General features: G+C 59.2%; 11 protein-coding genes and 1 pseudogene. 2 read left to right on the top strand and 10 right to left on the bottom strand.

The genetic code is table 11. From position 1 onward, the window contains the following. Nucleotides 1–2 precede the first annotated feature (2 nt). The 10 genes and pseudogenes from ASD02_RS39905 to ASD02_RS22810 all read right to left on the bottom strand — a co-directional run. Nucleotides 3–152: pseudogene (locus ASD02_RS39905) on the bottom strand (helix-turn-helix domain-containing protein); the annotation flags it as partial. Between the two features lie 194 nt (nt 153–346). Then, nucleotides 347–958, bottom strand: a complete 612-nt coding sequence (locus tag ASD02_RS22850; RefSeq protein ID WP_244494264.1) for a helix-turn-helix domain-containing protein — start codon at nt 956–958, stop codon at nt 347–349. 485 nt (nt 959–1,443) lie between these two features. Beyond that, on the bottom strand, nt 1,444–3,327 hold the full coding sequence (locus tag ASD02_RS22845; protein ID WP_082555598.1) for a patatin-like phospholipase family protein: 1,884 nt from the start codon (nt 3,325–3,327) through the stop codon (nt 1,444–1,446). Between the two features lie 360 nt (nt 3,328–3,687). Further along, on the bottom strand, nt 3,688–4,878 hold the full coding sequence (locus ASD02_RS22840) for a serine hydrolase (protein ID WP_057216928.1): 1,191 nt from the start codon (nt 4,876–4,878) through the stop codon (nt 3,688–3,690). A 30-nt stretch (nt 4,879–4,908) separates the two neighbouring features. Continuing rightward, nucleotides 4,909–5,829 (bottom strand): MurR/RpiR family transcriptional regulator, encoded by a 921-nt coding sequence (locus ASD02_RS22835; protein WP_239637612.1) that lies wholly within the window; start codon nt 5,827–5,829, stop codon nt 4,909–4,911. A 5-nt stretch (nt 5,830–5,834) separates the two neighbouring features. Next, on the bottom strand, nt 5,835–7,295 hold the full coding sequence (locus ASD02_RS22830) for an amidase (RefSeq protein ID WP_057207156.1): 1,461 nt from the start codon (nt 7,293–7,295) through the stop codon (nt 5,835–5,837). After that, nucleotides 7,282–8,937, bottom strand: coding sequence for an ABC transporter ATP-binding protein (locus ASD02_RS22825; RefSeq protein ID WP_107026992.1), 1,656 nt, complete (start codon nt 8,935–8,937; stop codon nt 7,282–7,284). The genes ASD02_RS22830 and ASD02_RS22825 overlap by 14 nt, the downstream gene beginning before the upstream one ends. Next, the gene (locus ASD02_RS22820) at nt 8,934–9,785 is read right to left on the bottom strand and encodes an ABC transporter permease (protein ID WP_082555597.1); all 852 of its coding nucleotides are present in this window, start codon (nt 9,783–9,785) and stop codon (nt 8,934–8,936) included. The genes ASD02_RS22825 and ASD02_RS22820 overlap by 4 nt, the downstream gene beginning before the upstream one ends. Before the next feature lie 9 nt (nt 9,786–9,794). Continuing rightward, entirely contained in the window at nt 9,795–10,733 is a 939-nt protein-coding gene (locus tag ASD02_RS22815) for an ABC transporter permease (RefSeq protein ID WP_113567386.1), read from the bottom strand. 64 nt (nt 10,734–10,797) lie between these two features. Further along, nucleotides 10,798–12,327: an ABC transporter substrate-binding protein gene (locus ASD02_RS22810; protein WP_057220074.1), complete on the bottom strand. Its 1,530-nt coding sequence runs from the start codon at nt 12,325–12,327 to the stop codon at nt 10,798–10,800. Nucleotides 12,328–12,711: 384 nt separating this feature from the next. Here ASD02_RS22810 and ASD02_RS22805 point away from each other — a divergent pair, with 384 nt between their 5' ends. Both ASD02_RS22805 and ASD02_RS22800 read left to right on the top strand, forming a co-directional pair. Further along, complete coding sequence (locus tag ASD02_RS22805) at nt 12,712–13,338, top strand: cupin domain-containing protein (protein WP_057216935.1); 627 nt, start codon at nt 12,712–12,714, stop codon at nt 13,336–13,338. Between the two features lie 379 nt (nt 13,339–13,717). Next, nucleotides 13,718–15,304 (top strand): ABC transporter substrate-binding protein, encoded by a 1,587-nt coding sequence (locus ASD02_RS22800; RefSeq protein WP_057220073.1) that lies wholly within the window; start codon nt 13,718–13,720, stop codon nt 15,302–15,304. The last annotated feature ends 28 nt before the right edge of the window (nt 15,305–15,332 follow it).

The following is a 15,332-nucleotide window of genomic DNA, read 5'->3' as shown; positions in this document are numbered from 1 at the left end:
GCTCAACGCTGATGGCGCTGCCGGCATTCCGGCGTGGTGCCGACCACACGCGAGAAGGCGCGCGTGAAGTGGCTTTGGTCGGCAAAGCCACACGCCATTGCAATCTCGGCGATTGGCAGCGGTGAGGAGACGAGCAGGTCGCGAGCCTTATCGCGCGCGTTGGCCGGGCACGGTGCCAAGCCTTCGCGATCGGATCTCCGTATGATGGAGATTGTGGATGCGCCGACGATCGATCGGCGAATGGCGTTCGGCTCCTGGGTGCTTTCCGGGGCGGCCTCCCTATCGTACGACTCCCAACTAACAGGCGAACGAAAGACTGGCCAAGTTCTTCGTTCAAGCAATTGGACTAATGGAGGCACCCCCGCCGCCAGACCGAAGGCGTAACGCCCGTTTCGCCGACAAATGCCTTTGCGAAATGTTCAAGGCTGCCGAATCCGCACGCGCAGGCAATGTCCTCCAGCGAGAGGGTATGATTGGCGAGGTACGCCTTGGCCCTGTCGATCCGTGTGGCGATTGGCAACAGCGGGGTGCCGAGATCTTCCCGCAGGAACACTCTTGCCGCCTTTCCACCGCTCGCCTCAATCGGCTCGCCATACCGGTGCAGGAGGTGGGCGCAGATAGCGACTGCTACAGGCCCCAGAGGCGCCGGTGAAGGCGCTTTTCCGCTACCGGCGAAAAATGCCAGCAGCGCCGTACCGAGATTGCAGAGCACCGAATCCGGTTCGCCACGACGGCACACCAGGCGGCGTGGTCCGGTGTCCGGCGATAGCTCCGCCGTCTCGCCGAACAGGGCCTTGGGTAGCACGAAGGCCAGCGAGCGCAGTCGACTGTTGAGGCGAATGGCCGCCCCGTCCCCGAGATCGACGATGCAGATCGTGCCACGCCCAAAGCGGCGAACCGGAGCGCAGGAGCCGTCTGACCGGATGTCTGCGTGTTCGGCGTCCTCTAGATAGAGCATGAGAAAGTAGGACTCGCAGGCCGGAAGTCGAACGTCGTTTGCGTCACCCGCCCAAAGCTCCCGGCAAATGCTGGTCACGGAAAAGCTCGCGGCGCGGATTGGTACGGTGGTCAGGCACGGGGCTTCAGGCGTCCCGAAGCAGACGCCCACGCATGCCATGTCTTTACTATATAAGCTCAAACGACAATCTCTTCGCGACTTCTATGGAACGAACCTACCGAAACAAGGCCGGATCTATTCCTAGACTTTATTCCAGCCTGTGTTCGCGTGCAACGTGAACGCGAATCGGATTCGCATTCTGCGGGTTTCACACGAGCGCTCCCAAATGCGGCTTTCAAGCTCGGCGACAGTCGGCGCAACCGTGCTGCCGTAGCGGATCGCATACGTACTCCTATTCCTCGTGCTCGGCCGTGGGTCGAGAGTCGGGCGTACCTCAATCTGCCATGAAGTGACTGCTCGCTGGTGGCGCAACGTGGCGGATCGCGCTACGTGGTGGACTTGTCCATGCTGTCGCCACGGACTTGGATCGGGCCCTTCTGAGCTGAGGTGCCCAGCACCGCGTGGAGTGCCGGGTCGTTCTGGCGCAGGCGTTCGTCGATCCATCGGATGGCCCAATCGTGGGCCCCGGCAAACAATTCGGAATGCCGGCTCCAATCCATGAAGCTCACCGCGCTCGAACCCGGCGGACAAACCAAGACATCCTCTGGGCCAATGGCAATGTCCTGCGGCCGGTGTGCCAGCATGCTCGCAGCAATCACCTGAATCATGCTGGGCACCTTTGGCAAGCTGGCGCGACCGAAAGGGTTTAGCCAGGCGAGCGCCAACTCGGAAGCTCCGGGGATGCGGTCATAGTCGATGTGGTATTTCTGTGGACCACCTGACTCCAAGCTCGCGACGACATTGGGCCCGGTCTTGAGTTCCTTCATCTGTTCGAGCGGCAGATTGTTCATGATCGCGCCATCCACGAGCATATCGCCGTCACCCGTAAAGAATGGCGGCAGGACACCGGGGATCGAGCCTGACGCGCGAACCGCCTGCCAGAGCTTTCCGCGGCGATGAACATGAGGCTGACGAGTGCTGAGATTGGTCGAAAGCGCAAAGAACGGAAGCCACAGATCCTCAATCAGAACGTCGCCGTACTCGGCCTGAAGGGCCTGATCGAACACCTTGTGATCCAGGAGAGCGAAATGCGGCAGGGTGGGACGGCGAAACGCTCTGCCCTTGATGAATATGTTGTGCGTGCCTTGGTCTATCTCATCGGCATTCAGCCCTCTGGCGAAACCGGCCATCATTGCCGCTCCGGAACTTGTCCCACCGAGATAGTCGAAGCAAGCGCCCGCCTCGACGAAGGCCTCGCAAACACCAAGATGCGTACAGCCGAGGGACCCGCCCCCCGCCGCTACGAAGCCCCTTGCCTTGCCGGAAAAGAATCGAACCAGGCGTTGGATGTCAGACCCGTCCCCCAGTGCAACATGGTGATGATGGCCAACATGAGGACGCTCGTTTAGCCATTTCGCCGTACCAGAAACCGTTGCCGAGCGTTTGTCGTGAATGAGGATGAGCCGCGCGGTCGAGGGTGAATGAACCGATAGCGCCAATTCCTCGGACCGGTTCAGGCGGGGCGAGCAGGACGCGTCGGCGAGCAGCAGGACGCTATCCGCCTGGCGAATGCAGACCCGTGTCCATTCACTGGGCTCTTCATCGGCGACATAGACGATGATCTCGGTCTTGGCCTCGAGTTCGTTCAACCAGTTGAGAACCGACTGATCGTCGATCGGACGACCGGCGAACCGCGCTTCAATGTCAGGCCGGGCAAGGAACTCAGCGCGCATTCCCGCCGCGAACGCCGCTCGCAGGTGACGGATGAAAACTGGTGAAATGCGACTTCCGCCAGCTGGAATGATCGCAAGCGTTCGGATCTTGGCAGGTTCCTTTGGGCGCGACGAATTCGGAGACTGCATGGCGAACCGGCGCGCGAGAAACGTGGTGACCGCCTGCCGCAGGCTTGGCAAAGCTTTGGCCGCCTTCTCGAACTGGCTGCCGCGGATTTCAAGGACGATCGAATCGCGGGCAGCCAGCACGGTCGCCATGCGGGGCAGCCCTGCAAAAAAACCGACCTCACCGACGAGCTCGCCCTGGCCGATCTCGGCGACCGCGCCAGCATAGTCTTCCTTGTGCACCGTAAAGCGGCCCGATAGCACGATAAAGAACCGATCCGATGGCTCACCTTCGCGAACCAGAGCCTCCCCACGTCGCAATATCCGCCTGTCGGATTCGGCAGCCAAAGCCTCGAGTGCCGCCAAAGACGCCCGATCGAACATCAATGTCGCCGACAATAATCTCGCCGCAAGGGACTCGACGGAAGACATTTGCACCACTCCTCGAGACGCGATCGCTCCCACCAACAATAATGCGTTTCGCTCAAATGCGCTTCAAGGCGCAGTGGCTCAAAAAAAGCGATGCCACCCCTGTGGCAGCCAAGTTTGTAATCCGCCCTACCGCAAAGCAGACGGGTCGATCGTGGATGTCAGCCTCGTGATTGATGGACGAATGACGTCGTCGGCCGAGGGGAGACTGCTGGCAATGTGATGAAGATGCCGATCGTGGAGTTGCACACAATCGGCGCAAGAAGCCGCCGCTACAGTCGTGCTTGCCGTCGCGAAGGGCACGATGACCAAGGCCATCAGAACGCTTACCATGCGGCCGGGGCTGCCCTCGTCCGAGAGCACTTAATTCAAGGCATCACGGATGGCATGTATCGCACTTAGTGCCGTCCGCGTCCGATCCGTGCTGAGGAACTGTGGCCAACTTGAGAGGATCACAGCGGCGAAGTCGCCTTCCGGGTCGATATAGATCAACTGACCGAACACGCCGCGTGCCATATAGGCGCGTCTTTTCTGGTCCTCGATCCAAAACTGGTTATGATAACTGCCGCGCGGTAAGGTCTGGCAATAGTTGTCTCCAAGTGGGTACGATTTTCCGTGGCGAGTTTCTTCGATCCATCTTGAGGGAACAACCTGCCGACCACCAATGTTGCCTTGCCCGAGGTGCAACAATGCGAAGCGTCCGTAGTCACGCAGCGTGGCATTGAAACCGCCGTCACCAAGCGCATAGCCTGCGGGATCCACAGTGAAATAGGCATCTTCCTCAGCCCCCATACGCGACCACAATTCGCGGCTTACGAGCTCAGATAGCATCAGACCGCTTACCCGCTGAAGAACGAAGGCGAGTGCGTCTGTTTCGATAGAGCGATAGCGGAACGAAGCCCCGTGCGGGCATTCGGCCTCCTTTAGCGTGAGGATCAATTCCCAAACGTTCTTCGGCCAGTCTGGCTGATGTCCGTCTTTCCAACCGCTTGCGACATCCAACTGCGCCATGTGGGAATCGTGGGCAGTGTAGGTTTCGTCGAATACCACGCCACTGGTCATATCCAGCACATGCTGAACGGTAGCACCCCGGTACGCTGTGGTTTCGAGTTCGGGGAGATACTGGGTGAGTGGAGCGGCCGGATCGATTTCACCGCGTTCGATAAGAATGCCTGCCACGGTGCCGACAATGGATTTGGCCACCGATTGCGAGAGGTGCGGCGTCCTGGCGGTCATGCCGCTGAGATATCTCTCCGCGACCACTTTCCCGCGGTGCAGAACGAGAAACGCGTCGGTATACTGCGCTTGCATGAAGTTAGCGACCGTCCGGCGGGTCCCGTCCAGCTCGAACTCAACGCGATCAATATCCTGATGCGCACTGAGCATTTCCGTTGGTCCACCCTGACCTCGCCAGACCTGTGCTGTGGGCACGATCGAACGCACGTTCTGGAAGGTCCAGCGATTCCACGGCGCGCGATCCCACTCCGCCCGCGGGACAAGGGGTGCGCCGGGTTTGTTGGGATCACGGAAGGTTAGCGTAGAGCTCGATGTCATCAGTACTTCTTTCGCATTTCCTTGATAATACTAGTCTTTTCGCCTTAGGTACGATCCGCCGACGAACTCGCCGAACAACTGACCCATCTCGCTCATTGTCGCAAAATTGCGCTTCGCCTTGGGGCCGAGCTTCACCGCCACAGAGTCGATCATGAGGTTGAGGATCACTCCAAGGCTCGCCGTCGAGTCCCAGAAGGTTTTCACGTGTGTGTGCCCCTCAAAGACAAGCGGCGTGTAGGTGAAGCCCCAATGACTGTAGCGGTCGGTCACAATGATGAGTGGAATTCCGAATGCCTTGAGCTTGTCAGCCAACTTGATCCCTCGGGCGGCATAGGCCGCAGTATCAACCAGTACAACCACGCTCTGTTTGGGGTCGCTTGAGAGGACTTCGCCAAAGGTGCCTGTAGCGTTGTCGGCGAAGAGAACGTTTGGGCGCGCCCATAGCAGACGGCTCGAGAAATCCATCGCCAAACCTTTGGACGCCTGGAATCCGACGACATAGACGTGGCGGGTCTTGGCAAGAAGCGTTGCGGCCTCATCCCATTGTTCAGTCGCAGTCAGCCCATACGCCTTCACGATCGCGTCCAGCTCGAGTTTCAAGCTCTCTTGGAGTTCCTGTTGTCGGCTGTTGCGGACCTGGAAACGCGCCATGTAGTCATCGACTTCTCCGTCTCTCTCTACAACAGAGCTGCGCATCCGGTTCTTCAGATCGCGAAGATTTTCAAAGCCAAGAGATCGTACGAAACGCGTCACCGTCATCTCGCTCACGCCTACTGCGCGCGCGATGGTGCTGCCCGTCTCAAAGGGCAACAATTGAACATTATCGAGCATGTAGACAGCGAGGCTCTGCTCCGAGGGAGAGAATTCGTTCATGCGCGCGCGGAGGATCGCTTCAATGTCGATCTTCTCCGCACCAGCCTCGTTCGAGCTTTCGTCATTGGCAAATGTCACTGTCATCACTCCCGCATGCTACCTGCAAAGACAGGGGGAAATCCTTGCCCCCATATGCCGTTGTTACGATCCAGACCTTCTTCGAGCTGGCGTCCGACAGCAAGCAGCAAGTCCTCGCGCCCGAACCGGGCCACCAGCTGGCTGCCGATAGGGATTCCGCCTGAGGATGTTCCCGTCGGAAGCGAGATTGCTGGCTGACCAGTGCCATTGAAAAGAGCTGTAAACGTTTCCTTCGGTTCGAGGTCGGCGAAGACATCGTCCGCATCGATTTCCGGCCGCGCGGGGTCAAATGTCCCCACGATCTCCGGCAGAATGGCGCTGGTCGGCGTCAAGAGGAGATCGTATTGATTGAAGAAGCGGCCGATTTGGCGCGTCACATCGTCATAAGTGGCAAGCGCACCGATCAGTTCCGCGCCGCTAAGCGTCGTTCCGTAGCGATGCAAGGCCAGGACAGTGGTGCCAACAGTTTCAGGGCCGAGCTTCCTTTGCATGTGTTCTGCAATTTTCGACAATCCCGAAGCGCTATCGGCTGCCCAGATGATTTTCTGTGCATGGAGAAACGCGGCGTAGTCGAATTCTGGCCGCGCTTCCACGACGTGATGACCAAGGGCAGCTAACAGTCCCGCCGTCATTCTTACAGCGTTCACGACTTCGGGATCACATTGGAACCCCGACCAGGAGTCTGTGCAGAGTGCGATGCGCAAGCCCTTCGGCGGACGCTGAATTGTCTCGCTATAGCTGCTGGTCGGCCTGCAAATCTCGTATCCATCCCCAGCGTCAGGGCCATTGGATAGATCCAGCAGGAGGGCCGTGTCGCGAATTGATCTTGTCAACATGAATGCCGTGGCGAGTCCCAGAAGCGGAGCGTTGGCGCGTGGAGATCCGGTAATGCGCCCGCGTGAGGGTTTGAGCCCGATCAGTCCACAGAAGGAGGCGGGATTGCGGATCGATCCGCCACCGTCGCTGCCCTGCGCGAATGGCACAATGCCCGCTGCAACTGCCGCGGCCGCACCGCCGCTTGACCCCGCGACGCCGCGCTTGGGATCCCATGGATTAGAGGTGTTGCCGTAGAGCAGCGTTTCTGTCGTTGCGGCCACGCCGAACTCCGAGCTGGTCGTACGGCCGACATTGACCAGGCCCGCATTTCTAAGTCGTTCCCAATAAACGGCGTCCTGCGTCGCCCGGTTTCCCTCAGCAAGCCGACTGCCGAACTCGGCAGGGCGCCCCGCCTCGACCGGAAAGTCCTTTGTCAGTGTCGGGATCCCGTAGAACGGGCCCGGGCCCGGCTTCTCCGGAAGGCAATCCAAGGCGTCGGAGTACAGTTCTATGACGGCATTGATCTTTGAGTTCACTGCCGCCACCGAGCTCGTAATGCACCGCCCCAAATCTCTCGGGCTTACGTCACCCTTTGCCAAGAGTTGCGCAAGGCCGACGCCATCGTAGGTGACGTACTCATCGAGGCGCATGGCACATTCCTTGTCTTGCATGGGGCTTTAGGTGGGTGACTGAACCGACAAGCTCGCGGGTGTAGCTATCTTGTGGCTTGTTCAGGACCTGTTGTGTCGGGCCGCTCTCAACGATCCTGCCTCCCTTAAAGACATAGACCCGTTGGCAAATGCTGTTGACGACGCCGAGATCGTGGGAAATGTAGAGCAATGCGAGTTGCCGCTCGCGCTGAAGTCTGCCCAGGAGTTCCAGGATTTGTGCCTGTGTTGTCACGTCCAAAGCGGACGTGATTTCGTCTGCGATCAACAATTCTGGCTCTAGCGAGAGTGCCCTGGCCAAGCCGACACGCTGGCATTGGCCGCCAGATAGCTGTCGGGGGCGACGCTCTCGCAACGCCCTCGGCAGCTCGACCATCTCCAGAAGGTCGTCTGCGCGCATTAGAGCCGAGCGTCGGTCTGACAGGCCGTGCCTCCATATCGGCTCGGCGACGGCGTCCCGGACACTCATTCGGGGGTTGAGGGAGTCGTACGGATTCTGGAAAACCATTTGCACGCGCCGTTGGAAACGCATGAGCTCCGCGCCGCTCAACTCATGCACATCGCTGCCATCGAAACTGATCGCGCCATTGCTCGGCTTGTTCTGCCGTACAATCGCCCGCGCGAGCGTGCTCTTGCCCGATCCGCTTTCGCCGACGATGCCCACCGTTTCTCCGGCGCTGACCTGAAGATCGACTTCGTTCAGGGCAAGGAATGGGATTCGTTTGGATGCCGAACCGGTTAGGAGATTGCCTCGCGGCACGAACGACACGGAAAGCTTGTCAACGCTGATCAGGGGGATGGACCGCGATGCAGGCGCTGGATCACCGGTGTTGCTCCAGCCGTTTGGCTGCGACGCGATCAGGAGCTGTGTGTAGCTGCTTTTGGGGCGGTTAATGATCTCCTCAGTCGGGCCCTGTTCAACAATTTCTCCGTTGCGCATGACGATCACGCGCGAGCAGGTGCTGGCGATTGCGGCCAGATCATGAGAAATCAGGATGATCGACAAGCCGCGATTTCGGTTCAGATCGCGCAGAAGCTTAAGGATGCGCGCCTGGACAGTAACGTCTAGTGCTGTGGTCGGCTCGTCGGCGATCAGTAGCTTCGGTCCACAGCCGATTGCAGCGGCGATCATGGCCCGCTGTTTCATTCCGCCGGAGAATTCGTGCGGATAAGAACGCGATCGCGCGTGCGCATCTTGGATGCCAACATCCTCAAGCAGTTGGATTGTCCGCCGCTCTCCTTCGCGCTTCGATATTCCCAGATGCCGCACCATCGGTGCTGCGACTTGCTTGCCGATGCGACGGAGCGGGTCGAGATGTGAAGCGGGGTTCTGGAAGATCATACCGAGTTCGCGGCCGCGGATCGAGCACCAGTCAGGCTCGCCAAGTTCGAGGAGGCTTCGCCCCTCCAACCGGACAGCGCCCATTGTTGTTGCTGTTCTGGGAAGAATGCCCATGAGCGCGCGGCACGTGAGGGACTTCCCAGACCCGCTTTCCCCGACGATGCCGAGGATTTCGCCAGCATTGACACTAAACGACACTCCTTTCACAGTCTCGAGGGATCCGAAGGAGATCGACAGGTTTTCAACCTCCATCAATGGTGAGAGCTTGCTTGCCATGCTCATGCGGCCACCTCTCGACGCTGCCATTGACCGAGACCGTCTCCGAGAAAGGCGAAGCCCAGTCCGAGTGAAATTGCCGCGAGACCTGGGAAGAGGCAGATCCACCATGCTTGCTGGATGAACGCCTGTCCGTCGGCAATGATGACGCCCCATTCTGCGAGCGGCGGCTGAGCGCCCATGCCGAGATAGCCAAAGCTCGCCCCGGCCAGCATGACAAGTACGGCGTCGCTCACGGCATAGGCAATGACTGGCCCGATTGCGTTCGGCAGAACGTGTTGGAAAAGGACCGCTCGTCTCGGGTAGCCGAGGCATTCGGCGGCGCGGACGAATTCGCTTTCGCGAACCGTCAGGACTTCAGCTCTGACAAGACGCGCGTAGCTGACCCAGCCGACGATCGTCAGTGCGATGATAAAATTGACGAGGCCCGGTCCGATCACGCCGACGATAGCCAGAACCAAGACAAAAAATGGAAAGGCGACCGTAAGGTCATAGACCCGCATGAAGACGCTATCGACCATGCCTCCGAAGTAACCGCTGAAGAGCCCGACGATGGTGCCGATTACAAGCGGAGGCAGGACGCCGATGACACAAAGAAACAGGTCCACGCGCGCTGCGTAAATGACACGGGAGAAAACGTCGCGACCTACCTGATCGGTTCCAAACCAATGATCTGCACTGGGCGCTGTCAGCATACTGGCGATGTCGATCGTGTCCGGGTCGTATGGCGCGATCAGGGGAGCGGCCAAGGCGATGAACAACCAGCCGCCAAGAATGGCGATCGCCAGCACCATCATCGGTGAGAGCTGCGTTGTGAATGCAACGATCCCTGATAAAGCAGGTGATTTCAACATTGTGGTACCTCAGAGCCGGATTCGGGGATCGATCAAAGCCGAAACAAGATCGACGGCTAGCGTCATGAATACGGTGGAGAAGGCAAAAACGAGCGTGAGCCCTTGCACCACATAGTAGTCACGGCCGAGGAGTGCGCCGACCATCAGCGAGCCGAGGCCAGGTATAGCGTAGACCGTTTCAACGATGATGGCTCCGCCGATCATGAAGGCGACCATAACGCCCAGAAGGTTGAGCGTCGGAAGAACGGCGTTGGGCAGGATGGTTTTCCAGAAGATCTCCCGCTCGCTTGCACCTTGAGCACGCGCCGCGGTTACGAAGTCGGCCGTGGTCTTTTCGATCAGCGCAGCGCGGAGACTCTGGGTCAGCACCGGAACAAGCCAGATCGCCGTCGACATCGCAGGCAGAAACAAATGGTGCAGATGCTCGGCAAAGGTCTCGCCGTAGCCTGAAACAGGAAACCATCCCAACGAAACACCGAAGAAGCGCGACATCATGATACCCAGCCAGAAAACCGGAATGGTGAGGCCGATGATGCCGATGATCCGAATGGTCTGGTCGGCGGCACCTCCTGGTTCGCGGGCGCTGGCGATCGCCAACGCAATTGTTGGCGGAACGGCCAGTGTCACGACGTAACCCGTAAGGAACAAGGTTGGCCACATGAACTGCAAAATGAGTTCGCTTACCGGCCGCTGGAATCGCAATGATTGACCGATGTCACCTCCAAGTAGATTGATGGTGTAGGTCAGGTACTGCCGCCAGAGTGGCTGATCCAAACCATAGTGCGAACGAATGGCCGCGATCGTTTCGGGGCTCGCACGGTCGCCTGCAAGGAGACGGGCGGGATCGCCGGGCGCGAGGTGCAGCAGCAGGAAGGTGACGATGCTGATCCCGACCATCACGGCAAGCAACTGCAGCATGCGCCGCGATATGAGTGACAGAAAGTTCAATCTGGTTCCTCCGGTGAGAGGGAAGGGCAGCACACCAAAGCGCCGCCGCCCCGCCTGATCTCATCTACTTGGCGACCGTCGTATCTTCGAGGGTCCACTGGAGGGAGGGGGTAAGCTTGATGCCTTCGAGGTTCTTCGAGTAGGCGACCGCGTTCGGCGCATAGAACAGAGGAATCTGAGACACCTCTTCGGTCGTGATCCTCTGGATCTCCTTATAGATCTCCGCTCGCTTCTGGAGATCGGTCTCCATGGTGCCCTGCGCAACCAACTCGTCGACCTTCGGGTTGGCGTAGAAGGTGTTGTAGGAGTTGGAGCCGCAAGTGCCGCAGACTGCCCAGCGAACAGCCAGATCGGGATCGGGCGTCTCGTTATACCACCAGTTTGCCGCCGCATCGTAGTCGCCCTTGGCGGTTGCATCCCACCAAGCGCCGGAGTCAACGTTTACAATGACTGGCTTCAGTCCGATGGCCTGCCACTGTGCCTGCAACAGCAACGCCATCTGCTGCTCGGTCGCGCCCGATGTGGCGAGGATCTTCACCTCGTGTCCGGACATTCCAGACTCAATCAGTAACTGCTTTGCCTTCGCAGAATCAAAGGGGATGCCAGGGTTGTCCTTGTCGTGGAAATCGATACTGCCTGGCAGGGTCGTGTTGGCGGGTTCTGCGTAACCCCGCGTGATCGCTTTTGCCATTGCTTTGTTGTCAATCGCATAGGCTGCGGCCTGCCTTGCCTTCATGTTTGAAAACGGCTCGCGCTTGTGGTTCATCAACGTCATATAGATCGTGGTCGAAGGTTCGAGCCGCATATCAATGCTGTCCGTTGCCTTCAGGTCATCAATCTGCGCCCACGGTACTGCGCGCACCACTTCAGCCTCGCCGGCCTTCAACATCGCCGCTCGCGTCTCAGGAGAGGCAACTTCTTTCAGTTCGACGATCGCGTCCGATTTTGGATAGCCGCTGCGCCAATAGTGCTCATTGGGTTGCAGCACGAGCTTATCATTCGGCTTCCATTCCTTGACGGCGTACGGGCCCGATGTCACTGGCGCGCTGCTGAAAGCCTTCTCCGCGCCCTGAGCCTCGACGTCAGCCTTGGAAACAATCCCCATGTTCCAAATTTCGAGATTGCCCAGGAATGGTGCGAACGCAGACTTCAGTCTAATCACCACCGTCTTGGGGTCAGATGCCGTGATGGTCACCACTGCACCGAGCGGGGCGGGATAGGCTGACTGCTTGTCATCGTGGATGCGCGACAGACTGAACACGACGTCATCGGCCGTGATGGTTGTGCCATTCGAGAACTTTGCGTCCCGCAAGCGAAATGTATAAGTGCGGCCATCCTCCGAAATATCCCAGCTTTCAGCCAGTCCTGCTTCAAGTTCGCCGTTTGCGGTGTTGCGCTGCACAAGGCGCGCATAGAGTTGGCCGTATGTCTCGATGTTGCCCGCCGCGGCAGAGCGCAACGGGTCGAGCGTCGTGGTCTTGTACGGGGATACGATCCTGATGAGTTCGGAAGCCGACGCCGGATGAACGGCCAAGACCGAAGCGCCTAGATATAAAGTTGCCGCAACGAGCGGTAGTCTTGTTGCTGTTCCCATTTCCGCGCCTCCCAGCGTCGATTGTTTTTGGTGGTAGTCGGGCTTGTTCGGGTGAGAGTATGTTAGTAATCCAACATTGGTCAATATGGACGATAAAAAAATATCAAATCTTGCGATGAACAGGCATTCAGTAGACTGAACGAGAGCGCGTGTTGGGACCGTTCCACCGCCCAAAGCCGCTGAGCAAAGGCTGTTACGGCGCGCGCGCATGGGTCGCGGGGAGTGATCGGCTGTTAGCCCAGGCGCCTGTCTTGTTGGCATGAAACCTGCGCGAAATCCCGCGTGAATGATTGTCGAATGCGGCCACATGTCGTTTTGGCTTGCGCAGGTGACTTTAGTGAAGCTAAAGTTTTTCCTCAAATCAGGACAAAGCGGAAAGACGATATGAGCTTCGACGAACGGGTGACGCGGCAGAAGGGCGACGGGCAGTTCCTCATTTCTCCACAATTTCCGCCCGCCGTTTCACTTGGCCGCGCGCTTCGGCAAAGGCGCAAGGAGATCGGCAAGACGATGCGACAGGTCGCGTTTGAGGTTGGGCTCAGCGAGGGCTTCATCAGCCAGATCGAGCGCGGTCTTTCGACGCCGTCGCTGATTTCGCTCTACAACCTTGCCTCTGCCCTCGGCGCCAGCGTGGAGGCCTTTCTGCAGCAGGTACCACATCCCACCTATTCCATGGTCTCGCATGCCAGCGAACGGCACGGTTACAGCATCGAGGCGGAGGAGCGGGTATATCAACTGTTGCAGCGCGGCTTTCCCGATGCTCGGCTCAACAGCTGCATCACGCACATGCCACCCGGCTATGTCTCCGAGTTGACGCGTCACGAAGGTGAGGATTTCCTGTATCTGATCGAGGGCGAGATGCTCTACGAGATCGGTGACAGGCAATACCGACTGACGGCGGGGGACACGCTGCACTTTCCCGCCTCGCTGCCGCATCGCGCCTGCAATGTCGGTCCCGGCGAGGCGAGGGAACTATGGGTCGGAACGACGCGGATCATACCGGAGCGGTGACTGGCCCTTACTGCATGTTTCCTGAAATCCTGTTCGATTTAAAAACATGCGGCAATTCAAAGTGCTACAGCGACCTTTGCGCCTCTAATAAGACGCGCGGCGCTGTAGGTGGTCGTTTCGAGATTGTTTCAGACGAAATTCTCACGAAGGCGATTGACAACCGACCATCATAAACTTTAGCGTGACTAAAGTACCGGAGCGGGAGGTGGAGGTCGCCCGATCCGGTGAACGCCGCCTTGCCGGTTCATGCCTCGTGACAGGGCCAGCCCGCAAGGTGGGACGATCAAGGCCCGTGCAGCTGCGCGGGAATGCAATTCCAGAACAATAACACGGGAGCAGACGGCACCAGGTGAAATCCTGGCCGGCTGAAGGAGGAAACATGCGCGTACAAAGACTGGTAAGCGGAGCGATGGTGGCGCTGGCGCTGGCGACGACTCATGCGCTGGCCGAAACGCCGAAGAACACGCTCGTCGTGGCCGACACCATCGACGACATCATCACGCTCGATCCTGGTGAAGTATCGGAACTCGGCGGCGTTCTCGCCGCGAACCAGATTTATCAGCCGCTGGTGAGCGTCGCGCCCGACGATTCCAGCAAGATCATCGGCGTGCTCGCCGCAACGTGGACGGCCTCGCCCGACGGCAAGACCTATACGTTCAAGATGCGCCCGGGGCTGAAGTTCGCCTCCGGCAATCCGGTGACGGCGAAGGATGCGGAATATTCGCTGCGCCGCGTGGTCCAGATGAAGTCGCGCTCAGCTTTCATCCTTACCCAGTTCGGCTTCACGCCGGAAAACGCCAACGAACGCATCAAGGCGACCGACGACATGACGCTGGTCATCGAGATCGGCGACACCTATGCACCCTCGTTCCTCTACTACTGCCTGTCTTCCTATGTGGGCGGCATCGTCGATTCCAAGCTTGTGCAGGAGCACGAGGTCAGCGGCGACTTCGGCAATGCATGGCTGAAGGCCGAAAATTCCGCCGGCTCTGGCCCCTATGTGCTGACGCGCTGGGAGCCGAAGCAATCGATCCTACTGACCCGCAACCCGAACTATGCCGGCGAAACCGGTGGGCTGGAGCGCATCTTCCTCCAGCACATTCCGGAAAGCGCGGCCCAGCGCCTGCTGCTCGAAAAGGGTGACATCGACATCGCCAACAAGCTCGGCCCCGATGATTTCGGCGCGCTGGAGGACAATGCGGATGTCGGCTTCGTCGACGGCCGTTCGGGCACGATCTACTACATGGGCCTGAATGTGCGGAACGAGTATCTGGCCAAACCCAAGGTCGTCGAGGCACTGAAGTATCTCGTCGACTATCAGGGTATCGTCGACACGATCTCACGCGGCACGATGGAGGTGCACCAGACGCTGGTGCCGAAGGGATTCCTCGGTGCGATCGACTACAACCCCTACAAGCCGGACATCGAGAAGGCCAAGAAGCTGCTCGGCGAGGCCGGCGTTTCCGGCGAGTTCACGCTGGATTCCGTCGTCTGGAACACGCCGCCCTACACGGACTTCGCACAGGCCATCCAGGCGACCATGGCGCAGGCCGGCGTCAAGCTCAATCTGGAGGTGGTCGATGGCCAGCAATGGCTGGAGCGCTACCGCTCGGCAAGCCTCGACATCTGGTTCGGCCTATGGGGACCTGACTATCCCGACCCGCATTCCAACGCCAAGGCTTTCGCCGTCAACAAGAAGGACGCGCCGGATGGCTCCACCGGTCTCGCCGACCGTTTCGGCTGGGATGCCGGAAAACTGTCGCAAGATGCGATGGCGGCTGTTCGCGAGCAGGATACGGAGAAGCGGCAGGCCATGTATCAGGTCATGCAGAAGGCCCATACCGACACTTCGCCCTTCCTCTACATGTTCCAGCAAGTCCGCAAGGTCGGGGTGCGCAGCTCGGTCAAGGGCCTCGTCCTGGGGCAGACCTTTTCCGACGACCGCTACTGGAACGTGAGCAAGTAAACGTCCGAACAGGACTCGGCCGCGAATG

Source organism: Ensifer sp. Root1252, from assembly GCF_001425885.1.
Classification (GTDB): Bacteria; Pseudomonadota; Alphaproteobacteria; order Rhizobiales; family Rhizobiaceae; genus Ensifer; species Ensifer canadensis.
This window is presented reverse-complemented; position numbering and strand designations above follow the sequence as displayed.